The sequence below is a fragment of the Shewanella sp. CG12_big_fil_rev_8_21_14_0_65_47_15 genome, assembly GCF_002783505.1.
In the GTDB taxonomy this organism is placed as follows: domain Bacteria; phylum Pseudomonadota; class Gammaproteobacteria; order Enterobacterales; family Shewanellaceae; genus Shewanella.
In genome coordinates this window covers 1-26,333 of record NZ_PFGL01000058.1, presented here as the reverse complement: position 1 = coordinate 26,333, position 26,333 = coordinate 1, and the positions used below count along the sequence as shown (strand labels likewise).

Here is a 26,333-nt window from a genome sequence, read left to right as displayed (position 1 = left end):
GTGCCGGTCATTACCTACACCTTGACCGACGGCTCTGGCAGCAATGACACCTCGACCTTAACCCTCGACGTCACCCCAGTGAACGATGCGCCAGTGATTATTTCGGCCGATAACGCTGTCGTGTCTGAAGAAGGCCTAACCGGCGGTATCCAAGATACGACAGGAAATAGTGATACTACCGATGTGATTACCATTACTGGCGAAATCAATATCACTGACGTTGATAATGACTCTCTAACTGTTTCGCTTTCTGGCCCAACGGGCCTGACTTCAGGAGGAGAAGATATTGCTTGGTCCTGGAGTGGCAATACTCTCACTGGCTACATTGTAGGTACAAACGTTCCGATCATAACAATAACCCTCACTGCACCTATCGGTAATTCATCTGGTGCCTGGGGATATGAAGTTGCACTATTAGGGCCTATCGATCATGCCAACGCTACAGAAGAAGATGAACTCTCCATTGAAATTGGCATTGCTGTTGATGATGGGCACCAAATCACCGATGGTAGTTTTGAGATAAAAATCGAAGACGACTCTCCAGTCGATCAGGTCGATGAAGATCTCATGCAACACATACTTAACGGCAGTGGAATACTCAGTGGCGATTTACTCGCTCCTGGTGCTGACGGACTAGGTGAAATCGAATTTAGTATTGTCACTACAGGCTTATTATTTGATGGGATGCCACTGCACACATCAATGTCAGGTAATACGTTAACTGCATGGGCAGACATTAATAACGATGGCGTTTTCAATACTGGCGAAGAGGTGTTTACCTTAACAGCAGTTATGGATCTTAATGGTAACTATGATTATCAACTGGAGTTATTGAAGGAAATACAATTAGATAAGTCTACCACGGCATCCTTTGTTGGGATAACAGCTGGCGCAAGCGACTCCTATTACGTGTTAACTGATGGAACGCTTGATACCCATGGTAACGCCAGTGCCGAGGACACACTCATCACCATAACTGGCAGTGGTAGTGGTAACCATAAAGTAAACTCGAACAGTTTTGGTATTGGTGTGGGCGATCCATCCATATCTACTGGTGAATCAATTAATTTTGCTTATGGAGCAACAGGCACAAGTGCCGCAACGATAAATCTAGGTACAGGATCAAATGGTTCCCATAATAGTGTATCTACAGCTTATGTGTTAATTACATACGCCGATGGTACGACCAATGGTGGCCAACTGATCGAAATCAATGGAACATTAGAATTCGAAGCCTTTGCTCAGAATGGCTCCAACATCACTTCGATCACTATTAACTATCAAAGTGGTAGCGATTTCCAAGTCATAGACGTTTCAGCGAATACAATAGTGACTGAAGACCCTATCGATATTGAGTTTTCTTACAACGCCACCGACAACGATGGGGATCCTGTGCAATTTGATGATTCTACTGGAAATGGTCACTTTACTGTCACCATTGACCCAGCAGCACAACCTATTGCCAATACGCCTAACGCCCAAGTGTTTTTGTACGAAGACGTATTACCAAGTGATGGTAATGATACAACAGTACAAACTCTCAGCTTTAGATCGGGTAGCAACTCAATTGACAGCTTCCAGTTTGGTGACTTAACAAATATTTCAGTAGTGGGTATTAACGCTCAAATCCATTGGGCACTCAATGATGTCGGTCAATTAATCGGTACCGTCTATGGTAGAGAGGCACTTCGCTTAACCTTAGATTGGGATCGTATAAACGCAGGAGAACAAGGTGATGTTACGGTTACAGCTGAATTGCTGACCAACCTCCCCCATAGCGTCAATGCTAACAGCTTAACCGTTAATGGTATTCAAGTAGTGGCGGTTGATGCTGCAGGCCATACTGCACATTCAACAGTCGCAGTTACAGTTGCCGATGACGTGGATATTGCTCAAAATGATACGGTACAACTTGATGTTGTTACCGATTCATTTAGCTTCTCAGGTGTCGTAGCAAACTGGATCAGTACAACTGGCGGAACACATGTCAATAAATATGATGGCCCTGACAATGATAGTGGTAAAGATCAACTTCGCTGGGGATCAACCGACGATAATCAGTCTGGGTATGGTTTCCAAGATAATGATGCCGCTCTAAATGGTGCATTATCGTTAAACCAAGATATAGTGTTAGGAACTTTCACACACTATAACTACCCCATTGACTCAGGCTCATCTATCACAGCCGCAACAATGGAAATAACGTTTAATGTGACAGATGCTTATGGAGTGGTAACGCCTGTAACCTTAACACTTAACTTTAGCCATAATGAAACGCCCAATGACGGTTCCGATCCGAGGGATATAGTGACTGTTGGCCAAACGAGTGTGACGTTCAACTATGAAGGTCAAGTGTACACCATGCAGGTGATTGGTTTTAAAGATAGTAATGGCAATATAGTTAGCTCGATTTATACGAATGAGGATGCTGCAACCAGCTATCAACTGGTCGTTCGTATGGTTGCTGGCGATGGTTATACTCTGCCTCATTCCGATGGTAATGTGCTCACAAATGACACCATTGGCGCCGATAATGCACTCGAAATTGTCGGAGTGGCTAACGGCGATCACACTGGTACTGGCGTGTCAGGTCACGTGGGTTCAACCATCAGTGGTGTGTATGGCACGCTCGTGCTCAATGCTGATGGAACCTATCACTATCAATTGACAGCAAGTGCAGATCAGCTTCCAGCCTCAGGTGCGATCGAGACCTTTACTTACACAATTCAGGATGGCGATGGAGACACTTCGAGTGCAACCTTAAAGATCAATGTCAACCCAGTAAATGCCGAAGGTATCAATGCTGTTGACGCCAATGTGCTCACGACTCAAGGATCTAGCTTAAATGACACTATGGTGGTTATTGATGGTGAACGAGCGTCTAACCATAATAAATTGAATGTGACTTTTGGTGGTGGTCAAAATGGTATCATCACCAATAATAACGGTGATGAAGTTATAACGTCAGGATCTAATAAGAAGAGTTATAGCACTAGTGACGCACAAGTTGTCAGTGGCGGAGACGGTAACGATCATATCGAAACCGGTAGAGGTAATGATGTGATCTATGCCGGCAAAACTGGCACAACCAATTATGGTTCCGATGATGACTTGGAATTGTCCGTTAATGACCTTTTAAATCACCACATTATGACGGGTACATTAACGGGGTCAAATAAGATTGTTGATAATGACGGTTTATTGTTAGCCAACGATGTGTCCTCAGAAAAAGCGGATGTCGTCAACGGCGGTAGTGGTAATGACCGAATTTATGGCCAATCAGGCTCAGATATCCTGTATGGACACACTGGAGATGATTATATTGATGGCGGAAGTCACAATGATGCACTTCGTGGAGGCGATGGCAATGACACTCTGATAGGCGGCCTAGGTGATGATGTATTGCGGGGCGATAGCGGTGCCGATAAGTTCGTCTGGAGATATGCAGATGCAGACAACGGCACCGACCATATAATGGACTTTAATGCTAACCAAGATAAGTTAGATCTGAGTGATTTACTCCAAGGTGAAACTGCCAATACTTTGGAAAACTATCTCAACTTTAGCTTAGACAATGGCTCAACCGTGATTGATATCGACGCCAATAAAGATGGTGTATTTGAGCAACATATCATTCTCGATGGAGTTGATCTCTACAGCCAATATGGTGCAATTGATAATGCAGGCATAATCAATGGCTTATTAGGATCTAATGGCAATGGTCCTCTGATTATCGATACAGCACCTGTCATACCAGATGCACCACAGGGACTGACTCAGCCTCTAGATCCCAATAACCATAATGGCACCATGATTCCTTAATAAATCAGTTCAGATGGCCTATAGAAATATAGGCCATCTTGGACCATACTTCTGATAATCAAATGGAAATCAAAGGATAGATAACTCGGTGCCTGCTACTGCGTCAGAAAGAGTTGAGCAGTGGACTATTTCCGCTTCTCAGCGAGTGATAGTCGATCCATTGCTAGATTGTTTAGTGCTCCTCACTGAGCATTTTGGAAACCCGTGCTCAAGCGATTCGCTTGCGGCAGGCTTGCCTTTGTCTGGCGCGGTGTTAACGCCAGATCTGGTTCCACAAGCGGCGTCGCGTGCGGGTTTAGCCGCAAAATTATCTCGTAAGGGATTGAATGAAATATCGCCTATACTGCTTCCATGCATTTTATTATTAAAAGATAAAAAAGCCTGCATATTACGTGAATTTAGCCTTGAGTCTGATCGTGCTGTAATTCAGTTGCCCGAGACTGGCGGTGAAGAAATTCTGAATATTGAGTCCCTTGAAGCCTTATATGTCGGATATTTATTTTTAGTTAAACAAGAATACCGCGGCGACATGGGTTTCGATGTTTACTTACACGATAACAAAACCCATTGGCTCGTCCAAACACTAAGGGATTCAGCGCCTATTTATCGCGATGCCTTAATCGCATCCGTATTAGTCAATATATTCGCATTAGTTTCGCCGCTTTTTATCATGAATGTGTATGACAAAGTGGTCCCCAACCTCGCCTTTGAATCCCTCTGGGTTTTGGCTATTGGGGCATCTATTGCCTATTTATTTGATCTTGTAATGCGGCAATTAAGGAGTTACCTCATTGATGTTGCCGGCAAAAAAGTAGATATCATAGTTTCATCTCGGCTCTTTGCGAAAGCCATCGGCATTCCATTGGAAAAGCGCTCCCCCAGTATTGGCGGTATGGCAAAGCAGCTTGGTGAATTTGACAATATTCGTGAGATCTTAACCTCGGCAACCATAACCACTTTAGTCGATCTGCCCTTCGCACTTTTCTTCATTATTATTATTTATATCGTTGCGGGCGATCTGGCTGCAATTCCTGTGATTGGTGGCCTAATCATTATCGGTTTTACACTCTACACTCAGCCCAAATTGAAAGCCGCAATTGAAGAAGGCAATAAATTTTCAAGCCTTAAGCACGGACATTTAATTGAAAGCCTCTCTGCACTCGAGTCCATTAAGGCAAATGGCGCTGAAGGGATAGTTCAAAGAAGCTGGCAACAGATGATAGGGCACAGTGCAAACTGGCAATTAAGATCGAAGAAACTCTCTAATTCAGTATCAAACCTAGCCAACTTTATCGTCCAATTTACTGTCGTCTGTGTTGTGATTTTAGGTGTTTATCGCGTTGCCGATAATGTGATTTCAATGGGCGGGATCATCGCAGCAGTGATGCTATCGAGTCGGGCTATTGCGCCTATGGCGCAATTAGCGGGCCTTATGACCAGAGCAAATCATACCGCCAGTGCATTACGTCAACTTAATGAGTTAATGGTGCAAGAGGATGAATTTGAAAATAAAGGCCATTTAGTCAGCAAATTAAGGCTACTAGGTAAGATTAACGCCGATAATGTTGGCTTTAGTTATCCCGGTTCAGAAAAACCAGTATTACATCCCATGTCGCTGACGATCAATCCCGGTGAACGCATCGCCATTATCGGCCGCAATGGTTCAGGAAAAAGTACTCTCGCCAAACTTTTAGTCGGACTTTTCCAACCCACTATGGGAAGCCTACGTTATGACGGGGTCGATTCAGCTCAAATTCACCCAAGTGATTTACGTCGTAACTTTGGTTATTTACCCCAAGACGTCACCCTGTTCCATGGCACGATTAGGGATAATATCCTCTTTGGCACTCGCCAAGTCACAGAACATCAGCTTATCCGAGCGGTGCAACTCTCAGGGGTAAGTCAATTCACCCATCTTGAGGCCGAAGGCCTAGATCAACAAGTTGGTGAAGGTGGGATGTCACTTAGCCGAGGACAAAGACAAACTGTGGCGCTCGCCAGAGCGACACTCAATGACCCACCAGTGCTGTTAATGGATGAACCCACAGCAAGCTTAGATGCTCGTGCAGAACAACAGTTTATTCGTTCTATGCAAAATGTGAGTAAAGATAGAACCTTAATACTCATTACACACAAAATGCATCTATTACAACTGGTTGATCGTATTATCGTACTCGAACGTGGTCATGTTGTGGCCGACGGTCCCAAGTCTGAAGTATTGGAGAAACTCAATTTTGGCCTCGTTAATGGGGGCGTTAAAAAATGAGCAAACACCTAACTGCAAACGATCTTGATATGGTAGATGATGTCTATGGCGCCATGATGACCGATGCGCCCAGTGGCCATAGGTTAATTATTTGGGCTCTGGCTGCCATGGTTGTTTGTTTCTTGTTCTGGGCTGGTTTAGCCCAATTAGATAAAGTCACCACGGGTTCAGGCAAAGTGATCCCTTCCTCACAGGTGCAAGTCATTCAAAGTTTGGATGGCGGCATCATGCAAGAACTGTATGTGCAAGAGGGTGAAATAGTCACTAAAGGGCAGCCCTTAGTGCGCATTGATGATACTCGCTTCCGTTCTGATTTTGCCCAACAAGAACAAGAGGTTTTTGGTTTAAAAACCAATGTCATTCGCATGCGAGCAGAACTCGATAGCATACTGATTTCAGATATGACTTCAGATTGGCGAGAACAAGTCAAAATTACCAAAGAGGCGTTGGTTTTCCCTGAAAATATCGTCGCTGCCGAGCCAGCACTAGTCAAACGGCAGCAAGAAGAATACAACGGCCGCTTAGACAACCTCAGTAACCAACTTGAGATCCTCGTGCGGCAGATCCAGCAACGCCAACAAGAAATCGATGATCTTGCCTCCAAGACAACGACGCTAACAACGAGTATGCAACTGATTTCCCGAGAGTTGGAACTCACCCGCCCATTAGCAAAAAAAGGCATTGTACCCGAAGTTGAGCTGCTAAAATTAGAACGGGCAGTTAACGACGCCCAAGGCGAGCTTAATTCGTTGCGATTGCTCAGGCCAAAACTGAAAGCAGCGTTAGATGAAGCCATCTTAAAACGTCGTGAAGCCGTATTTGTGTATGCAGCAGACCTTAGAGCACAACTAAACGAAACTCAAACACGGCTATCGCGCATGAATGAGGCCCAAGTCGGCGCACAGGATAAAGTGAGTAAAGCGATTATCACATCTCCGGTAAACGGTACCATTAAAACGACACATATCAACACATTAGGTGGTGTTGTTCAACCTGGCGTAGATATTATTGAAATCGTTCCTTCCGAGGATCAGTTGCTTATAGAAACTAAGATTCTGCCGAAGGACATCGCCTTTTTACACCCAGGTTTACCGGCGGTAGTTAAAGTCACCGCCTACGATTTTACCCGCTACGGTGGACTTAAGGGGACGGTAGAACATATCAGCGCCGATACTTCGCAGGATGAAGAAGGTAATAGTTTCTATCTTATTAGGGTTAGAACAGAAGAATCGAGTTTAATCAAAGACGATGGCACGCAGATGCCAATTATCCCAGGGATGTTAACCTCGGTTGATGTCATCACGGGGCAAAGATCCATTCTTGAGTACATTTTAAATCCAATTTTAAGGGCTAAGGATACTGCGCTCAGAGAGCGTTAAGCCTGTTATAAACCGGGAGGTTTGCAATGAATACTTCAGTAAGACGACAATTTCAATGTTCAAAGATAGCCATAGTGCTGTCATTAATTCTATTACCGTTATCGGCGCAGAGTCAGACGCTAGAGCAAGCAGTCGCGCATACACTCGATACCAATCCGGATCTACGTGTTGCGTTCAACCGCTTCAAGGCTAGGGAAGAGCAAGTTAATCAAGCGATTGCAGGCTACATGCCGACAGTCGATATTACTGGCGGTTATGGTTATGAACAAACTGATAGTGTATCAACGCGTAGACGTAAAAATGTAGGCGATGTCGATAGTAACGGTGTCGCAGAGCTAAACCGCGGAGAATTTGGCATTAGCTTAAAGCAAATGTTATTCGATGGTTTTTACACCAGCAGTGAAGTTGATCGTTATAGCTTTGAAGCCAGCGCAGATCAGTGGGCCTTGCTCGCAGCAGCTGAAGATATGGCGCTCGATGTCAGTAAAGTTTACCTTAACTACTTGCGCACCGATGAAGTGTTAAGATTGGCAGAGAAGAACTTAAACAGCCATAAAGAAATTTACGATCAAATCAAGCAGCGTACTGATTCGGGCTTAGGTTCGACTGCGGATTTATCCCAAATTACCGGTCGTCTTGCCCGTGCAAATGCCAATGTCATTTCAGCACGCAATAATTTCCTTGATGCTAAAGCCCAATTCATCCGAGTGGTTGAAGCTGAGCCTGTTGATTTGATCCAACCCGTTCCCGATGCCGATATGCTACCTAAAGATCTCAACTCTGGTTTAGCTGTCGCACAGGAAAATCACCCCATTCTTAAGTCCGCCGCAAATGATATTCGTGCGGCAGAAAATGAGCGTTCATCGGTACAAGCTAACTACTATCCTCAGGTTTCATTGGAACTGAATGGTAACTGGAATAATGATATCGGCGGTGAAGATGGTGTCAGTGTCATACCTAGCCAAGATGTGGGTGGTTATAGCAACGATATAGTGGCCATGGTGCGAGTGAGATACAACTTATTTGCTGGCGGTAAAGATCTTGCCCGTGAAAAAGAAACGGCCTACAAACTCGGCGAAGCGAAAGAAATACGCCAACGTGCTCAGCGTGAAGTTGTCGAAGGTGTCAATCTAGCTTGGAACGCGTTTGAAATGCTTGCTCCACAAAAGCAATATATTCGTGACCATGTCATCGCAGCCAAAGACACCCAATCGGCTTATGCACAACAGTTCAACCTAGGCCAACGCAGCTTACTCGACTTGCTTGATACTGAAAATGAACTCTTCGAAGCCCGTAAAGACTACCTACAGGCTGAATACGATGAAATTACAGCAAAATACCGCGTACTCAACTCCACAGGACGTTTACTCGACTCACTCAGAGTCACTCGCCCTGAAGCATGGCGTGGAGAGCGTAACTATGAAGGAGGCGCCAACCAATGAAAACCACTATCCTATTCATCAGTATCGCTCTTTTAACTGGCTGTTCTGTACGAGATACAGTTAATATTGAGGGAATGACAACAACTCAAGTCAATGATCTATCTGATAAAGATCTAGATGGCGTCATCGAAGCCCGCGAACGCTGTAACGACACAGCAAAGGGCGCCAGTATCGATAACTATGGCTGCGGCAACATTAAGGCGATTAATGAGCGAAAGGACATAAATATTTTATTCCCGAATAACTCTGCCTATATTGCACCCGAATATTATCCTCAGATTGAGGATATTGCGGCCTTCTTGCGCCAGTATCCAACGACTAAAGTCACCATCGAAGGTCACACTAGTCGTACTGGAACCGATGAGCGTAATGCCGTGTTATCACAGGAACGCGCCGATGCAGTTACCGCAGTACTTGCGGAACGTTTTAGTATTGATAGAAGTAGATTAACCGCTATTGGATATGGACCTAGCCGTCCTATTATTATAGAACGTACGCCCGAAGCTGAGATCCGTAACCGCCGTGTGGTTGCAGAAGTCACGGGTGATGATACGACGGCCGATATGAAATGGACGATTTACTCCGTCGATGAACCTACAAAATAAGGGTTAACAGAATAGGCTATGAACGGCAGACTTGGTTATAAAGCTTCATTTTTGCGAGTCTGCCGTTTAAGCCTAATAGCGTCGGCATTAGGCATCTGCTGCCTCTATGCCGCACCAACTCAAACCCTTGATGAAGCCAGAATCACCTCCACACTGGAAAAGCGTTACGGTGAACGCGCAGGTATGCGTGCAAGGGCTTGGTTCAAGGTATTGTCGGAATCGGTTACAGTGAGTGAACAGGACAAATTATTGAAAGTAAATAACTTCTTTAATTTGTTCCGTTTTGTTGATGATATTAAGTTATGGGGCGAGTCGAATTATTGGGCCACACCGATGGAGTTTATTGGTGTAAATGGCGGGGACTGCGAAGATTTTTCGATAGCGAAATACTTTACGTTACTTCAATTAGGGGTTTCTGAAGATAAGATGCGCATTACTATGGTTAAAGCAACCAGTGTTAATCAGTATCATATGGTATTGGCCTACTATGAGACCCCCTCATCAATTCCCCTCGTCCTCGATAATCTGGATCACGTTATAAAACCGGCGACTCAACGTGCAGACTTATTACCTGTGTACAGCTTCAACGGTAAACAGTTATGGCTTAACAAAGAACAGGGACGAGGCGTTTTAGCGGGTTCGTCAACACGACTCGAAAAATGGAATGACCTTAATCATAGGTTAGGGGTTGACCGACTCAGGCAACCCAAATTAAAACTGGAGTAGCACCAAAGATGACACTGTTTAGACAGATTTATTCGCTGCTTTTTAGCCTTTTCTTGCTCGTGGTTGCAAGCCTTGGCTATGTGCAATTCACTGAAACTCAAAGCTTTTTAACCAAGCAAATGGAGTCAGATCTAAACAACGTCAGCACTTCGCTTGGCCTTATGCTCACTCCTGCTCTTCAGGCCGGGGATACCGTGGCTGCAGAAACCCTAGTTAATGTGATTTTTGAAGGCGGTTATTACCAAAATGTCAAATTGACATGGATGGTCGATGGCAAGCAACAAGAGTGGAATAATCCCCTTAGAATTGAAGATGTACCTCAATGGTTTATCAATCTAAACCTCTTTAAAACAATCAAAAAAGAAAGCACTATTACCTCTGGCTGGCTACAACTGGCACAGCTTGAAATTACAGCGCACCCCGGATTTGGCTACCATGAGTTATGGCGGATTATGTCTAATACCATTATCGCCTTCTCACTCTTATTTTTAGTCGCTATTTTTACCGCTAGACTGGGGCTAACTTGGATCCTAAAACCTTTACATGATTTATCGGATCATGCCAAAAGCATTGCCGACCGCCAATTTGGCCCTGATATGCCCCTACCCAAAACCACAGAGTTAAAGGACCTTGTCACCGCCTTTAACAGCATGTCAGCCCAACTTAAACAGCTCTTCCAATCCTTGGATGAAGAAGTAGGTGCATTACGTAAGAAAAACCTGGTAGACCCAGCATCTGGCTTACCGAATCGCCAGTATGTGGTGAGTAGACTCAACGGCTGGTTAAGCGAACCTAGTAGTGGAGCACTCTTTCTCGCTAAGCTCGATTGGCTTGAGGAAGTTCATAGCAAATATGGTTATCAGGTAAGAGATGAAACCATTCGCATTCTAGCCGAAAAATTCCAACAGCAATTAAATGAAATTACGCCTTCGGTCATCGCACGTATTGCGGCTTTTGAATTTGCTTTCCTCGTAACTGAAGTTGAACATGAGCAGATAAGTAAATATCTTCAAACCTTAATCCGCACCATCAATCAAGAAATATCGAAGGCAGGCTGCAAGCCGAATGAAAGCTTTGCCATCGGTGTAGCCGAAAGAATTGGACAAATGAACGTCTCCGATATTCTGGCACAGGCAGATAATGCACTGCAGAAGGCCCTCAAGGAGAACAAAACCTTCCATTGGTTTGAAACGACCGAACAACAACTATTTACTCGCGAACAATGGCGGGACAACCTAAGCCATGCTATCAGCAATAAGAAGTTTAAGTTTAGATGGCAACCCATTCAATTTTGCGATGGCAATGGTGTAGTTCAACGAGAGTTATATTGCCAATTAGAACTTGGAGATAAACTGGCCCATGCGGGGCAGTTTATGCCCTATATCGAATTATTATCGCTCGGTGCGTTGCTCGATAAATGCCTTATTGAAACCGTCTACGAGCAAAAACTACTCGAACGTAGTTACGAGCCTGTAGCGATAAACTTAACGCATCAAAGTATTAGCGATCCCCAATTCCATGAATGGCTAAACCACTTCCTACGTAGTGCCCCAAATGTTGACCGCATTTGTTTCGAAATTCCAGAAGCGGGCGTCTATAGCGATTTAGATTCCTGTTTACTGTTGTGCAAAATTATTCGCGATAATGGGGCTAAATTTGGTATCGATCACTTTGGCCGTCAGTTCGGTTCTATGACGTATCTTCAGGAACTGAGACCAAGTTATGTGAAATTGGACCAATCCTTCTCCTACTACGATGAAGCACAGCATAATGGCGAATTATGTCGTGCAATCATCAATGTCGCTAAAGGGTTACATATTCAGGTCATAGTGACTGGTATTCAGGAACAGGCGCAACTTGAACGCTTTAATGAATTAAGAGCCGATGCTTATCAAGGCTTTATTGCACCGCCAGAAAACCTAGATTAAGGCTGTCAATCACGCTAATAGCAGAGCTCCTTCGGGAGCTTTACTATTGGGGTTTCATCTAGAGCACACGTATTACGCCTTAATCCGCAATATTGAAGGGGTGTTAGCCGGCCAAGCTAATATAAAAGACCAAATGCAAAAAAGCCCCAACATTGTATGCTGAGGCTTTTTTACTATTTGGTCGGTGATAGAGGATTCGAACCTCTGACCCTCTGGTCCCAAACCAGATGCGCTACCGGACTGCGCTAATCACCGTAAATTTTGTATTACTTTAAAAGTGAGAATTAGAACGCCTGACTCACTCTTATTCTAAATTTGGTCGGTGATAGAGGATTCGAACCTCTGACCCTCTGGTCCCAAACCAGATGCGCTACCGGACTGCGCTAATCACCGAATATTAAACTGTTTTCTAAGGGTCAAACCCTTTGGTCCGCTCTTATCCAATAACCGGATGCGCTATCGGACTGCGCTAATCACCGAATATAAAAATCTATCATAGTAAATGAATGGGGTGACTGATGGGGCTCGAACCCACGACAACCGGAATCACAATCCGGGACTCTACCAACTGAGCTACAATCACCACTGACTTTCACTGACTTTCACTGACTTCACCAACCATAAAGCTCACAACGCTGTGCGGAAGTGGTGCGCCCAAAAGGATTCGAACCTTCGGCCTCACCCTCCGGAGGGGTGCGCTCTATCCAGCTGAGCTATGGGCGCTCGCCTTGGTTAGCGCCGCATATAGTATGGACAAATAGCCCTTGAGTCTATAGCTGTTTTGCACTTTTTTTACTGACTGCTCAAGTTTTGATACATTAGCATGCTTTTCCAGCGGAAATACCACTTAAATATGACTTGGATGTTACGGTATTTCATGTTAATTATAATGTTTGGCAACAACATAGATAGATCTAACCAGTGAGTATCATGTTTAAGGATGAAGATGAAACCGCTCAACCTCGTACTAAAGAGATTGAACGCTTAGAAAAACGGCTTATTCGCTTAAAATATCTGGCGCATAAGTATAAGCGTGCCGAAATCATTCAAAACGCCTTACTCGAATTATCAAATATCGCGACACAAGTCTCCTCATTAGAAGAATTCTATCTGGGTGTACATCAACATCTCAAACAACTGATCTCTGCCGATAACTTCTTTATTGCGACTCTCGATGTCGCAACGGGTGGGTTAACAGTCCCTTTCTTTGCCGATGAAAAAGATGCCCATCCAGCCCAACTCTATCCTGAACAATCACTCTCGACTTTACTGCAACAGGGGCTAACGGGTTACGTATTTAAAACTGGCAAAGCACTCCTGTGCGACGACACTCTGGTTGATGAACTCGTCGCTGCAGGACAAATAGTGAATTTAGGCTCCCCTTGCCATTTATGGTTAGGTGTCCCCATTAGACATGAAGATATGGTCACGGGTGTACTTGTGGTACAAACCTACGATACCAATGTCCATTATGGCGATATTGAAGTCGAGCTAATGACCTTTATTTGTCACCATATCTCAGGGGTTATGGAAAGGCTTAAACACCAAGAACAATTAGAACAAGCTATACAACAACGCACCAAAGAGCTCAGCCAAGCCTACGATAAACTTAAACAAGAAGTCTATGAAAGACGTAGGGCAGAGCGTCTGCAAAAGTCTCTGTTTGAGATAGCAGAACTTGCCAACTCAAGCGCAGATAATCCCGATTTTTACGCTCAGCTGCACAATGTTATCCGCCATTTAATTCCGGCGAACAACTGTTATATCGCCTTGCTTAATGAGGAAGAAACCCACTTAACCTTTCCTTTCTACGTATCCCAACTGGGTAATGGACACCCAGGTACTCGCCCACTGCAAGATGGGCTCACCGAATACGTGCTTAAGCACAAACGTCCGCTGCTACTGGATCAAAACGACATCAATGCTCTTATTGTCTCTGGTGAGCTCTATACTAAAGCGCCCTCGTTAAACCACACCCAGACAATGCACCAATGGATAGGTATTCCACTCTTTATCCATGATCAAGTGCGTGGTGCCTTAACTATTTATAGCTTTAGCATGACGCAAAATTACCAGATTAAAGACTTAGAGCTATTGACCTTTGTGTCACAGCATATTGGCACCGCAATTGAGAAAAAACTGTCCGCCGAGTCGTTACAACGCAGCTATGAAGAACTCGAAGAGAAAGTGATTGCCCGCACAAGGGCATTAGCCGAATTAAATAAAGATCTTGAAAAAGAGATCCGCCAACGTCGCAATATGGAAGCAAAATTAGTTCATGATGCCAAGCACGATGCACTCACTGGCCTTCCCAATCGCGCCATGTTTATGGAGCGTTTAAACCAAGCAATCAAACATGTCCGCCGCCACAGCCTAGACCAATTTGCCTTACTCTTTATCGATCTCGACCGCTTTAAGCAAATTAACGATACCTTAGGCCATATCGAAGGCGACAGGTTTTTAATTGAAACGGCTAGTCGCCTCAGGTCCTGCATTCGCAGTAATGATACTTTAGCCAGACTCGGCGGTGATGAGTTCGTCATTCTACTCGATTGCATCAGCAGCATTGATGATGCAAAAGATGTCTCCGAGCGAGTGATCCAAAAAATTTCCCAACCCTACCGCTCAGGCACGATCGAATTTAATTCTGGCGCCAGTATAGGTATCACCATTAGCGGCAATCACAGGCTAGATACGAGCGAGTCAATGCTACGCAATGCCGATACCGCAATGTATCAGGCTAAAGCGAATGGTAAGGGTTGCTATGTGATTTTTGACGACAGTTCGTCAGAACAAGCCATGCAAGATGCCGCATTCGAAAATGACTTTAGGTTGGCACTGCAAGCCCATGCGTTACAACTGAGTTATTCGCCTATAGTGGATCTACAGACCCAACAACCCTATGCACTAGAATGCCGTTTGTTTTGGGAGCACCCCCAACGTGGAACGATACAGCAGGAGCAACTCAGTGTGTTGGCAGAGCAGGCCAACCTTACGGTTGAATTAGATAAATACACCATTACCGCTTTAGACAGCACCTATATTGAGTTATTAAGATGCCATGGCGACCAGCTCGATCTGCATTTAATGTTATCGAGTCAACATCTTAAACATAAGCATGTTTTGCGTAGTCTCAAAAACACCCTAAAACAAACTCGACTCAACCTGAACCGCTTATGGTTATTCTTTAATGAAAAGTCCTTAGTTCAAGAGACTGAAAATCATATTAATGGCTTTGCTTTGCTACAAAAGCTTGGCGTTAACCTAGGGATAAGTCACTATGGCAGCGGTCATAGCTCATTGAATAGTTTGTTATTTTTACCCATAAAGGCCCTAAAACTCGACACAAATATCGCCAAACAACTGCAGGATGAGCAGCATATTAAACTGATATCTGCTTATCAAAAAACCGCATCCACCTTAGATCTACTCATTTTTGCCGGCGGACTCACAAACCAAGAGCAAATACAAATATTTAGTTCACTTGGTTACCAATTTGGCCAAGGAGGTGCCTTAACCGACACTTTTACGCTACTGGAAAGTCCGCAGCAGGTCTGCGCTTAATTCTATTATTGGATAATAAAAAATTTAGCTAAGCCTTTATTTTTTAAACATATCTCTTAAGTTAGAAATATGACTTCGCCCGGTTTGGATACGTTCCTGTTCCGTTTGTTGGGGTTTACGGTTTTCCCAAACAACGTCATCCTGCGGTAACTCCAGTAGGAAACGGCTTGGCTCACAGCGCATAGTTTCGCCAAACTGACGCCTTTCGCGGCATAGGGTAAACCAGAGTTCTCGTTGGGCACGGGTGATCCCCACATAGGCTAAACGGCGCTCTTCATCGACGTTATCCTCATCTATGCTGGTTTGGTGGGGTAAAATTCGTTCCTCAACACCGACCATAAACACATAGGGGAATTCCAGCCCCTTTGAGGCGTGCAAGGTCATTAACTGCACCTGATCGCCACCTTCATCCTCACTATTACGTTCCATCATATCCCGCAGCGTAAGCCGATTGACGACTTCGGGTAACGTCATAGGCTCATCCAATTCATCGCCGGCAAGCATCTCAGTCACCCAGCGATACAGTTCTGAGATATTTTTCATCCGCATTTCGGCGGCCTTAGCACTGGTACTGGTTTCGTATAGATAGTCTTCGTAATTGATTTTACGGATTAGCTGCTTGACCGCTTCAACGCCTTCGCCACGCTGCGCATGGTCTCCGGTTTCCACTATAAAGCGACCAAACTGATATAAGGACGACATAGCCGCCGGCGGCAAATGATGATTCAGTTCAGGCTCAAAGATCGCGGCAAACATAGAGATATGTTTTTCATTGGCAAAATTACCTAAACGCTCAAGTGTCGATGGACCAATACCACGCTTAGGTAAGTTAACGATGCGCAAGAACGCATTATCGTCATCGGGATTCACCACCAACCGCAAATACCCCATGATGTCCTTAATCTCCGCTCGGGCAAAAAATGACGTGCCGCCACTGAGCTTGTAGGGAATACGGTTTGTCATCAATGCGCGCTCGAGTAAACGAGACTGATGATTGCCCCGATACAGGATCGCATAATCACCAAATTGAGTTCGCCCAACAAACTTATGCCGCACTATCTCGGCGACCACGCGCTCGGCTTCCTGCTCCTCATTGGCGGCAAATAGCACCCGCAGCGGCTCACCATAGGCAAGTTCACTAAATAACGCTTTATCGTAAACATGGGGATTATTAGCGATAAGAATGTTGGCAGCACGCAGGATCCGTTGGCTAGAACGGTAATTTTGCTCCAACTTAATCAACTTAAGCCTAGGGAAATCTTTCCCTAATAGGACCAGATTTTGCGGTTTAGCGCCACGCCACGAATAGATGGATTGATCATCATCCCCCACCACGGTAAAACGAGCCCGCTCACCCACCAGCAATTTCACCATTTCATATTGGCTGGTATTGGTATCTTGGTATTCGTCCACTAATAAATATTGGATTTTGGTCTGCCAACGAGTCCTCACCTCTTCGTGGTGTCTGAGTAGCAGCGTCGGCAACAGGATCAGATCATCAAAATCCAATGCGTTGTAAGCCTTCATATGTTGGGCATAACGCTGATATAAACTCGCGAATAAGTGCTGTTGTTCATCCTTAGCGATTTGACGGGCCTGTTCGGGGATGATTAACCCCCCCTTCCAATTCGAAATCGCCCCCGCTAAAGCCTTGAGCAAATCTTTATCTTCGTCTAGCTCGTCTTGGGTTAACTCTTTGAGCAATGCCAAGGTATCCTGATCATCAAACAGCGAAAAACCCGGCTTTAAGCCTAAGACCTTATGTTCGCGTTTAATGATCTCGAGCCCTAAAGTATGAAAAGTCGAAATCCACAGCCCTCTAGCCTCCTTACGCCCCATGGACTGCGCCACCCGCTCCTTCATCTCACGGGCGGCTTTGTTGGTAAAAGTTACGGCAGCGATATTGCGTGCCTTATAGCCACACTTTTCAACTAAATAAGCGATTTTATTGATAATAACGCGGGTTTTACCACTGCCCGCCCCCGCCAGCACTAGGCAAGGGCCAGAAACGTAATGAACAGCATCGTTTTGGGCGGGATTGAGTTTCATCTTTGCGTTATATCCAAACAAGTAGCAGAAGGGCTGGAGATCATAGCAGAATCGACGCTTTTAAGGCTAACAAATCCCAGCCTTAGGTTGAGCCAGACTAAGCCCAGTAGCGACACTCGGCCGTGATATAAGCCTCAACAACGACTCACTCAAGTTTCACACGTCAGCTTTACTTTTGAAACTAAACCCACTGGGTTACAATCAACTCATTCAGAGAAAAGGCGGACAAGATCATGATCAATCCAAAGAAAATCGAAGAAATGGCAAAACAACTCAGCGACAGTTTGCCCAGCGGACTGAAACAATTTGCCGGTGAATTTGAAGAGCGCAGCAAGCAAGTATTACAGAATCAACTGCTCAAGTTAGATATGGTTTCCCGTGAAGAGTTTGATGTACAGCAACATGTATTGCTTAAAACCCGCGAAAAATTAGAAGCGCTGCAAGCTCAAGTCAATGAGCTAGAAAAAAAGCTTAACGCTGCAGACTAACTTAGGTTATACCTGTTTAATAAAGCACAGTGGGCGAAAACGCAGCTGTGCTTTTTTGTTTTTAACGCTTCGAGCAGTGCGTCACTTGGGGAAACAATGCTGCAACTCGCCAGTTATATTCTTGCGATTCACGGATACCCAAGCTTAGTATCGGTAGTGGACCAGTCGAGTCAACATCATAGCTATCAAGATGGCGACCTCACTATTCATGAAGTAGAAACGCTGTATCACTTCGATAATGGCGTGGTGATCTGCCAGCAAACCGAGCAAGATCAACTCATGATTGAGGCGACATCGGATAATGTTTGCGAAGACTATTGGATAAACTATCGAGTGATAACATCGAACGGAATAGTGATTTCACCACAGCAGAAATCCTTCAGTAACCTGTGCCAACAGGGATTCTGGCTCAAAATACAACGGGATGTTAGCTCAAAATAGACCAGCAAGCCTGTGTGATTGAGATAAAGCATCAACAGAGGGAGGACGCTAAGCGTGATAGAAACCGCAGTGGAGTTAATCACTTTTGAGAACCTAATACGCTGGACATTACTCCTGCTCGGTGGCCTGCCGCTACTCACTTATCCCGGAGTGCTACTCGCCAGCTTGATGGGGCTTGCCAGTGAATCGAGCATCAAACCCGCTTTAATCACTCGATTGATGAATCAGTGTTTTCTATGGGGAAGCCTAGTTTACCCTGCCGTGTATATTCCCTGCTATCGCATTGCTAGCGCTAACATTGCCACTTCTTCCCTCGTTATCGCCGCATTGCCGCTGCTGTATCTAGTCTTACTCTATGGCTGCTTTCGCTTTATGGATGCTCCGATTAAGAGATAAATGACTAAAGCTTTTGCTGCCGAGCGTATTTTTGCTTAAGGCCTTTATGATTTGCTTTAACTAACTTCCAGCGATCGCAACCGTTGAAACGGGCGTATTCAGTTACTGCAGACTCAAAGGCAACACAAAAATCCTCCTCTAGGCCATTTACCATCACCCCCTCTTCTAAGGTCAATTGCTGTAATAGCAATATGCCCGTTTGGCGATCGGCTTTCACATCTACGCGGCCGACAAAGCTGTCTCGCCACAGGATCCCTAGGGAATAGTAGCCATATTGACGTTTCTCGGCGGGCACATAGACTTCAATTTGATAATCAAAATCAAACCACTGCTTTAATCTTTGCCGCTGGATAAGCAGATTATCGAAGGGATTAAGTAGCCACACTTTATTGGGTATTGACCTATTAAGCTGTAACTCTGGGCGGTAATAATAGTCTTGCCCTGCGGCTTTAAAACTCGCTAATGTCCCCTGGGCTAACAGCTGTACCAACATATGGCTGACGGTTGATTTTACCCCTTTGCGTAAATAGGCCATTTGCGCCGCAGAGCCAAAGGCATGGGCATCGAGGTAACGCTCAATCAAATAACGGGCAAATTCAGCATCAGTAGGCACCTCAATATTGGTGCCCTTTGGCAGCACCCGCTCAGTAAGATCATACACTTTTTGAAATTTTTCCCGCCGAGTAACCATCAACTCGCCACGCATAAAGAGTTGCTCTAGGGCTTTTTTCGCGGGCTTCCAATCCCACCATGCCCCATTTTTCCCCTCGGTATGTTCAAAATCGCTCGCCTTTAATGGCCCTTCAGCATCAATGCGCGCCAAAACCTCCTGCATCACCTTATCATCCGGCTCAAACCAATGTTTACCCCCTTCCTGCAGTTGCTGCTTACGTTGCAAACTGAAACGATAATCGGCCATCGGCAGATAAGCCGCGGCATGGGACCAATACTCGAAGATTTCCCCCTGGGCCAAGGCGGTATCCAGCATACTGCTCTGGTACTGAGGCATACGGCTATGCAACACATGGTGATGCGCCCGTTCGACCACATTGATAGAGTCAATTTGCACATAACCGAGGCGCGAGATCAGTGCGGGGACAGATGCCTGAGGTTGCAGTAATCCTTGCTGCTGCATATTAAGCTGTAACCATTCACGGGGAGAAAAGGGACTAGACATTGATGCTCCAACTAACCTGATACAAAACGTCACTCCTGACTAATGTATTGAAAATAAGCACTATTTACAATTTATCAGAATTGCACTTACCAAAAAGTATGCGTTAACCTACTCACTCAACGCCAGATTTAGATAACATAAGGCATTTGCCCCCTACGGGCTATTGGTTTGCTCTCCATGGGGTTTATCGCCTCGACATTGAGCCAATTGAAGCACTGCCCCTCATTAAGGATCGATGATGAATATCTACTACCGCCAAGCACAACTCTGTGGATGTAAAACAGGCAATGGCACTAAGCTGCCATTTTTAATGAATATTTTGTATTCACTTGCCGCTAAAAATGGCGATCTTCAGCCCTTCTCTATGGCGGATATTAAGACAGTACTCTATAACCGCCATCAATCTATCGGTTGTTCTATTGAGGCGCCGCTCCCCATTGTGAGCTGGCGCAGTGAAGCGATCTGGTATGAGTTATTTAAAGGCGAAGAGCGAGTGTACCTGCCCCAATGCATTATCTTTAGCAATGGCGCCATCGCCTATGTCATTGTCGTCATAGGTGATGAGTATGAGCTGCGTATTTGGCCCGATTACAGTAACAGCGAGCGTGAAAAACACCACTGGTTTTCCCACCATGCCATAGTCTATTCCGATGAGCTTGACGCGCTTAAACAAAGTTTTGCCGCCCTGCTCAAACATATTCACAAGGAAGATGACTATGAGGCAAAACACCCCAAGTTTGGCAAGCAAACAGGTTCGGCCTAATGCCATTAGGCCGTTAGGGCAGGCTTCACAACCGTTGCCATAATTTTGCCACTATTGATCAGTAACTTGCCCGCAACTCTTACGGGGAAATCTGGTTTAATACTTGCCGTTAATGCTGAGTCCTCTTGGCGAAACATGACATAAAAATTTAAGGCTCATACTGTATTTCATAGGGAATGAAATCACATGTTCAACATTATCGTGGGCGTTATTGCCCTATTCACTTTGGCATTATTTGGTGGTGCGGCCTACTTAGTTGTACGCGCACTGCTGAAAAAATTGAATCGAGATCAAGGAATTGATATGGAATCGCCACAGGCTCAGTCCTCATACAGTAAAGGGACATCGCTCGCCAAAAATACCACCCTATTGAAAGCATTAACCATAGGTATATTGTCGATCTTAGCTTTGATCCCATTAGGGATCATCATGGACATGACCTCAGATCGTGAAGCGCTTTACCACAGTGTGGTCGATGAAATAGGCCGTTCATGGGGCGAGCAGCAAACCCTCTCTGGCCCTGTGCTTGTCATTCCCTATAGCTATTTTGTGATGCAGGAAGAAGTCAGCGCCGATGGTAAAAATCGCCATCAAGTAAAGCGTACCTATCAAGATGAATTGGTCATACTGCCGAAAAAACTCAAGCTCGATTTAGATCTTAAACATGATTTTCGTACCCGCGGCATTTATCAATCCTTAGTCTATAACGCCACTTTACAAGGCAAAGCAGATTTCAGTTTAAGTCATTATGAAGTCCCCAACCTCATTGCCTTTGACAATAAAAATGCGCGTCTCGCCTTTGGTGTTTCATCGAATCAAGCCATTGATAAAGTGGATAAACTTGAATTGACGGGTGATACTATCAAACTCTCTGGCTCGCTGATGTCGGGCACAGGTTTAGGCACCACTGGCGGCCTAGAGAAGGGCTTCAACCAGGGCGTACAAGTCGGTGAGGCCAGTGACTTTAGCGTGAACTTTGCCATGACACTGCGCGGTTCGCAGTCGATTAGTGCCTTGCCGCTGGGCGAACAAACCCTGCTCAATATTCATGCGGATTGGCCCCACCCCAGTTTTAAGGGATTATTACCCGCCGAGCGGGAGATTAACGCGCAGGGTTTTACTGCCAGTTGGAATATCAGTCACTTAACCCGTAACTACCCGCAGGAGTTTATTAAGAGTAATCAATCGACCCTGACCGAAGTCTCGGCCAATGCGATTCTGTTCGAGCCCGTGACTCACTATGGCAAGATTGAACGCTCAGTAAAATACGGCCTACTGTTTATCGTACTGACTTTTATCATGTTGTTCATTTTTGAGCTGGGGCAAAAAACCAGCCTCAGCACGATTCAATATGTGTTAGTCGGCAGCGCCATGGCCTTGTTCTATTTGCTACTGCTGTCGCTGTCTGAGCATCTCGCCTTCCTGCATGCCTATTTAATTGCCGCCTGTATTCCCGTGCTATCGGTATCGGCCTATGTGGGCAGTGCCACGGCGAGCATCAAGCGCGGTGCGATAGTGGGCATTATGCTGGTGAGTTTGTATGCCGTGCTGTACTCGATACTGCAACTGGAAGATTACGCCCTGCTAATGGGCACAGGATTACTGTTAGTGGTCCTACTGATTTTGATGTTTGTCACAAGGCATCAACCTAAGAACACGGCGTAACAACGTCCTACCGTTCCACCCTTGAAGACCCCCGACAGCGACCACTTTGGCTGTCGGGATTTTTTTATTGGCAAAGCCGATCTCCCGTTGTAGCCTATGGCGTTTTATGAAGAGGCCTTATTTTGACTCTTAACTCTCTGCTTTTTAGACGCTTATCCCTAGTTTGGTTGTTACTTGCATCCATTCCTACCCTGCTCTTAGTGACACAGAATCAACTGTTTCCCTTGATCGATTTGCAATCATCCTTAGCCAAGGCCCTCTATTGGGTCACTTTTACTGGCACTGCGCCCTATGGGATTGCCACCGTTTTGTGTGTGTTGGCTATTGCCTATCGCTATCTCCCCAAAGCCTTTTTTATCAGTTTATTCATGGCGATCAGTCTCAGCCAAATCATTAGCTTAAGTCTGAATCATTCGCTTAAGGCCTATTTTAAGGAACCCAGACCTAATCTGGTTTTTTTAGCCGAGCAACAGATGCCTAGGGCGAGGGAAGATGCCTTCTCCCTCGATACATTTTATCAGCTAGATAAACAGGCTCGTTCACAGGCAATATCCAACGCATTGGATAAATTGAAGATATCCACCCCTCAGATGAAATTGGACTCACTTATCCATCAGCATTGGGAGGATGAAATTGGCTACTCCTTCCCCTCTGGACACACAATTTTTGCGGTGACGCTGGTGCTTACCGCAAGTTACTACTTGCTATTGGCTGGGCTACCCTTATTCACCACAGTGCTATTAGGTTGGGGGATATTGATGGGATTGAGCCGGATGTTATTGGGCATGCATTGGCCACAGGATGTGCTTTTCTCCACCTTTTTGGCAGCCATTATCAGCGGTTCAAGCGTACTCTTGGTCGGTAAGTTATATCCATTAAAACAAGATGTAGCACAAGCATCGATGCGCTAATCGCCCTTGATATGCGCATTGGCCCAGCAACCCTTGAGCAGTGACAGAGACTGAAATTTCGTTATGCACTACCTAAATATTGGACCACTAATGCCTCGTAAACGCCATTGGCCTTAATTTTAGCCAACCCTCGATTGAAAATATCCCTCGCCACTGAGTTGTGAAATACTATTCGATAGGGTGTTGGAGGAAAAACAAGGTGATAGCTCACAGTTTGCAGAGGATCGATACTCTTCTCGACTAACTTATTGAGCTGAGTGAACACATAACGATCGGCGACCACAGTATCAATACGCCCCAAATACAACATGTTATTCTGGCTCAGTTGATTACTCACTTCACTGTAGTTGGTTTTTTCTGCCACAGCAGCAAACTCGGGACCAAGCAATATATGGGCATTTTCAAAGGCCATAATGCTGTAGTTTTGCAACTCAGCTATTGAGTTAATCTTTAGTTGCCGACTCGCTAAACTGATAGCCACATTAGAGTATTCAATATAACTATCAGACCAATAGCCTCTGACACCATTGAGCTGGCTCATGGTCATCACAGCATCGACACGTTCTTTATTGAAATATAAAAGCTGGCGCTTACGGGAATAGAACTTAAAGTTCACAGGCAACCCCATTTCCCTAAATGCGGCCTTGATGATGTCGATTTCGAGCCCAGACCCAGTATCTTCGAGAATATAGGGCGGACAATTTAAGACACTCCCAATAGTTAAAGATACCGATACTGCATAGGTCGGTAGGATCAGCAAACTGATTAACAGTAATCTCAAGCGCATACAGTGTTCCACTCTTATTAGTATCATAACTATAGCGGTAAATGGCAGGAGTTCCAGAGCGGTTGATTCCTCTCCTACCGCCACCAGTCGAACACCTTTCAACGGCTTACATATATGATTATTGCCAAAACCGATGAAGGCCGGCATGCATTTGTTATTTATCAATAAAGCCAAATGTTGACTGTGTGCCAAGGGGATAAAGAGAGGGGATGAAGAAAGCAGCCCTAAGGGGGTGAGGCTGCTTTTTAAAACGGACGCATTACTGCTGGATACCGACGATTAACCAAGGTGAGTTAGCTTGCGTTAGGTTACGCTCTAAATGCCAGACTTCCTTAATGTCCTCTTCTACGCCTTCAACCGTATCGCGATAGCGGCCGCTAAATTTAACACTCACTTCCGCAAGATTGGCATTGTGTGTGGCACGGACCAGTTCAGCATCCAAAAACATCACTTCAGTGTGCTGATCGCCGACTAACTCGCGGCGTTGATTGCTGAGTTCATTGTAAAGCTCAATCGAAACATACTCTTGGATTTTGTTTAAGTCGTTTTCATTCCAAGCCAATTGCAAGGTTTTGTAGTGACTACGAGCGCCTTCCAAAAAGCCAGGTAAATCAAAACCGGCTGGTAAATTGAAAGGAATATCACTTGCCACCTGGGCAAAACCATTGCTGCCATTGCTGGTATTGCTGGCAAAACCCGTTGATTCAGCCTGTTGGCGCTGCAGATCCGGACTTGGCTGATTCGCACCTGCATAGGCGGGTCTTGGCTGCGCCCCCGCCTTTGAAGCCATCAGAGTACGGGCAATTTTAAACAGCACGAACGCCACTAAGCCGATAATTAAAATATCCATAAATTGAATATTTTCAAAACCTTCGCCCATAAACAACGCAGCTAATAAGCCGCCCGCTAATAAACCGCCTAACATACCGCCCATCATGCCTTTTTTGCCCGGCGCAGCCACTGGTGTTGGTGCAGTCGTGGCCGTATTGGTCGCCGCTGGTTGAGCCGGAGCCGTTTGCTGGCTCTTGCCGATAGATTTACTACCGCCAAACTTTTTCGCTTCAACGACAGGGCTAGCAACTAAGCTAACCGCAAAAATCATCGCCAACATAATTAATAACTTTTTCATTTATAAGATCTTTGTATGTATAACCAGAGGTGTCGGCATCATAGCGGGACGACATTATATGTCAACTATGAAAAGAGAGGGCTAAGCTTACAAACTTCGTTTGTTCTTCTAAATCAAAGTCGTGGGGCTTCACCCCCTAATTTTTAATCAAGAGCCGACCAAGGAAGACTGCTCGTCCTATCCTCCTTGCTATTGTTTTCACAAGCAGCCAAGACGCCCCCAACGGAGTTGAAAGCCCCTTGTGCTCATTGCCAAATTCGCTATCGCTTCCGATGACTCGGCTTTACATCCATGTAAAGCTCCCCAGTTCGGCAGTCCCAGCCTCTCGCCCATAAGCACGAAAATCACCGATTTTCATTCGCCCCTGCACCTGCGAAAGCTAGCTTGCCATCCATGGCAAGACTCACACAATTTGTCTATTCGCCCTGCGGCAACTCCGAGGGGATGGTGCAATCGGCAACCGATGTGCTAACAAAAAACTTAAGAGTGCTGAGATGGTCACCTCGGTCTCGGCATCGCAATGTGCCATGATTTAGGTGCACAAAATCTGACGCGAGGTGACCGATATGGACTATAAACTCATCAGCATTGATTTGGCAAAAACTGTCTTCCAAGTGGCTGCCTTCAATCATGACAATACCATTGCTTTTAATCGTAAAATCAACCGTTCTGCATTGCTCAATACCCTTAGGCAATGTGAACTGACATTAGTGGTGATGGAAGCCTGTTACAGTGCTAATTACTGGGGGCGGGCTATCGAAAAGCTCGGCCATACCGTCAAGCTTATCCCCGCCA

The 26,333-nt window shown here is 45.3% G+C and carries 18 protein-coding genes, 4 tRNA genes and 1 pseudogene; 15 read left to right on the top strand and 8 right to left on the bottom strand.

Features of this window, described 5'->3' with window-relative positions; all coding sequences use genetic code 11:
- The first annotated feature begins 21 nt into the window (after positions 1–21).
- From COW15_RS15820 to COW15_RS15790, 7 genes are all read left to right on the top strand, one after another.
- Positions 22–3,822, top strand: a complete 3,801-nt coding sequence (locus tag COW15_RS15820; RefSeq protein ID WP_293633539.1) for a choice-of-anchor K domain-containing protein — start codon at positions 22–24, stop codon at positions 3,820–3,822.
- Positions 3,823–3,910: 88 nt separating this feature from the next.
- Entirely contained in the window at positions 3,911–6,088 is a 2,178-nt protein-coding gene (locus COW15_RS15815) for a type I secretion system permease/ATPase (RefSeq protein WP_293633537.1), read from the top strand.
- Positions 6,085–7,467 carry an HlyD family type I secretion periplasmic adaptor subunit gene (locus COW15_RS15810; protein ID WP_293633535.1) on the top strand — a complete coding sequence of 461 codons (1,383 nt, stop codon included), beginning with the start codon at positions 6,085–6,087 and terminating at the stop codon, positions 7,465–7,467. Before COW15_RS15815 ends, COW15_RS15810 begins: the two co-directional genes overlap by 4 nt.
- Before the next feature lie 26 nt (positions 7,468–7,493).
- Positions 7,494–8,909 carry a TolC family outer membrane protein gene (locus COW15_RS15805; RefSeq protein WP_293633533.1) on the top strand — a complete coding sequence of 472 codons (1,416 nt, stop codon included), beginning with the start codon at positions 7,494–7,496 and terminating at the stop codon, positions 8,907–8,909.
- Positions 8,906–9,514 (top strand): OmpA family protein, encoded by a 609-nt coding sequence (locus COW15_RS15800; RefSeq protein ID WP_293633531.1) that lies wholly within the window; start codon positions 8,906–8,908, stop codon positions 9,512–9,514. Before COW15_RS15805 ends, COW15_RS15800 begins: the two co-directional genes overlap by 4 nt.
- 18 nt (positions 9,515–9,532) lie before the next feature.
- A complete protein-coding gene (locus COW15_RS15795) occupies positions 9,533–10,240 on the top strand; it encodes a transglutaminase-like cysteine peptidase (RefSeq protein WP_293633529.1) in 708 nt (235 codons plus the stop codon).
- A gap of 8 nt (positions 10,241–10,248) precedes the next feature.
- Entirely contained in the window at positions 10,249–12,168 is a 1,920-nt protein-coding gene (locus tag COW15_RS15790) for an EAL domain-containing protein (RefSeq protein ID WP_293633527.1), read from the top strand.
- Between the two features lie 178 nt (positions 12,169–12,346).
- On the opposite strand, the gene COW15_RS15785 is transcribed toward COW15_RS15790, so the two are convergent.
- From COW15_RS15785 to COW15_RS15770, 4 genes are all read right to left on the bottom strand, one after another.
- Positions 12,347–12,423, bottom strand: a tRNA-Pro gene (locus COW15_RS15785).
- 61 nt (positions 12,424–12,484) lie between these two features.
- Positions 12,485–12,561, bottom strand: a tRNA-Pro gene (locus COW15_RS15780).
- 114 nt (positions 12,562–12,675) lie between these two features.
- Positions 12,676–12,751 (bottom strand) — tRNA-His (locus COW15_RS15775).
- 63 nt (positions 12,752–12,814) lie between these two features.
- Positions 12,815–12,891: transfer RNA gene (locus COW15_RS15770), tRNA-Arg, on the bottom strand.
- 207 nt (positions 12,892–13,098) lie between these two features.
- On the opposite strand from COW15_RS15770, the gene COW15_RS15765 reads away from it, so the two are divergent.
- The gene (locus COW15_RS15765) at positions 13,099–15,732 is read left to right on the top strand and encodes a diguanylate cyclase (RefSeq protein ID WP_293633543.1); all 2,634 of its coding nucleotides are present in this window, start codon (positions 13,099–13,101) and stop codon (positions 15,730–15,732) included.
- Between the two features lie 36 nt (positions 15,733–15,768).
- On the opposite strand, the gene rep is transcribed toward COW15_RS15765, so the two are convergent.
- A complete protein-coding gene (gene rep, locus COW15_RS15760) occupies positions 15,769–17,781 on the bottom strand; it encodes a DNA helicase Rep (RefSeq protein WP_293633525.1) in 2,013 nt (670 codons plus the stop codon).
- Positions 17,782–18,014: 233 nt separating this feature from the next.
- Here rep and COW15_RS15755 point away from each other — a divergent pair, with 233 nt between their 5' ends.
- The 3 genes from COW15_RS15755 (at position 18,015) to COW15_RS15745 (ending at position 19,106) form a co-directional block, all read left to right on the top strand.
- Entirely contained in the window at positions 18,015–18,269 is a 255-nt protein-coding gene (locus COW15_RS15755; RefSeq protein WP_007651586.1) for an accessory factor UbiK family protein, read from the top strand.
- Positions 18,270–18,365: 96 nt separating this feature from the next.
- A complete protein-coding gene (locus COW15_RS15750) occupies positions 18,366–18,710 on the top strand; it encodes a hypothetical protein (protein WP_293633523.1) in 345 nt (114 codons plus the stop codon).
- A gap of 57 nt (positions 18,711–18,767) precedes the next feature.
- Complete coding sequence (locus tag COW15_RS15745) at positions 18,768–19,106, top strand: hypothetical protein (protein ID WP_293633541.1); 339 nt, start codon at positions 18,768–18,770, stop codon at positions 19,104–19,106.
- A 4-nt stretch (positions 19,107–19,110) separates the two neighbouring features.
- Here COW15_RS15745 and COW15_RS15740 read toward each other — a convergent pair whose 3' ends face one another.
- Positions 19,111–20,283, bottom strand: a complete 1,173-nt coding sequence (locus tag COW15_RS15740; RefSeq protein WP_293633521.1) for a crosslink repair DNA glycosylase YcaQ family protein — start codon at positions 20,281–20,283, stop codon at positions 19,111–19,113.
- A gap of 238 nt (positions 20,284–20,521) precedes the next feature.
- Here COW15_RS15740 and COW15_RS15735 point away from each other — a divergent pair, with 238 nt between their 5' ends.
- From COW15_RS15735 to COW15_RS15725, 3 genes are all read left to right on the top strand, one after another.
- Positions 20,522–21,046, top strand: coding sequence for a hypothetical protein (locus COW15_RS15735; RefSeq protein ID WP_293633519.1), 525 nt, complete (start codon positions 20,522–20,524; stop codon positions 21,044–21,046).
- A gap of 186 nt (positions 21,047–21,232) precedes the next feature.
- Positions 21,233–22,711: a cell envelope integrity protein CreD gene (gene creD / locus COW15_RS15730; protein ID WP_293633517.1), complete on the top strand. Its 1,479-nt coding sequence runs from the start codon at positions 21,233–21,235 to the stop codon at positions 22,709–22,711.
- A gap of 122 nt (positions 22,712–22,833) precedes the next feature.
- Complete coding sequence (locus COW15_RS15725) at positions 22,834–23,622, top strand: phosphatase PAP2 family protein (RefSeq protein WP_293633515.1); 789 nt, start codon at positions 22,834–22,836, stop codon at positions 23,620–23,622.
- Positions 23,623–23,683: 61 nt separating this feature from the next.
- Here the strand turns inward: COW15_RS15725 and COW15_RS15720 are convergent, their stop codons facing one another.
- Both COW15_RS15720 and COW15_RS15715 read right to left on the bottom strand, forming a co-directional pair.
- The gene (locus tag COW15_RS15720) at positions 23,684–24,409 is read right to left on the bottom strand and encodes a transporter substrate-binding domain-containing protein (RefSeq protein ID WP_293633513.1); all 726 of its coding nucleotides are present in this window, start codon (positions 24,407–24,409) and stop codon (positions 23,684–23,686) included.
- A 259-nt stretch (positions 24,410–24,668) separates the two neighbouring features.
- Positions 24,669–25,538 (bottom strand): Tim44-like domain-containing protein, encoded by an 870-nt coding sequence (locus COW15_RS15715; RefSeq protein ID WP_293633511.1) that lies wholly within the window; start codon positions 25,536–25,538, stop codon positions 24,669–24,671.
- A gap of 566 nt (positions 25,539–26,104) precedes the next feature.
- Between COW15_RS15715 and COW15_RS15710 the strand changes: the two are divergent.
- Positions 26,105–26,333 (top strand): annotated as a pseudogene (locus COW15_RS15710) (IS110 family transposase); the annotation flags it as partial.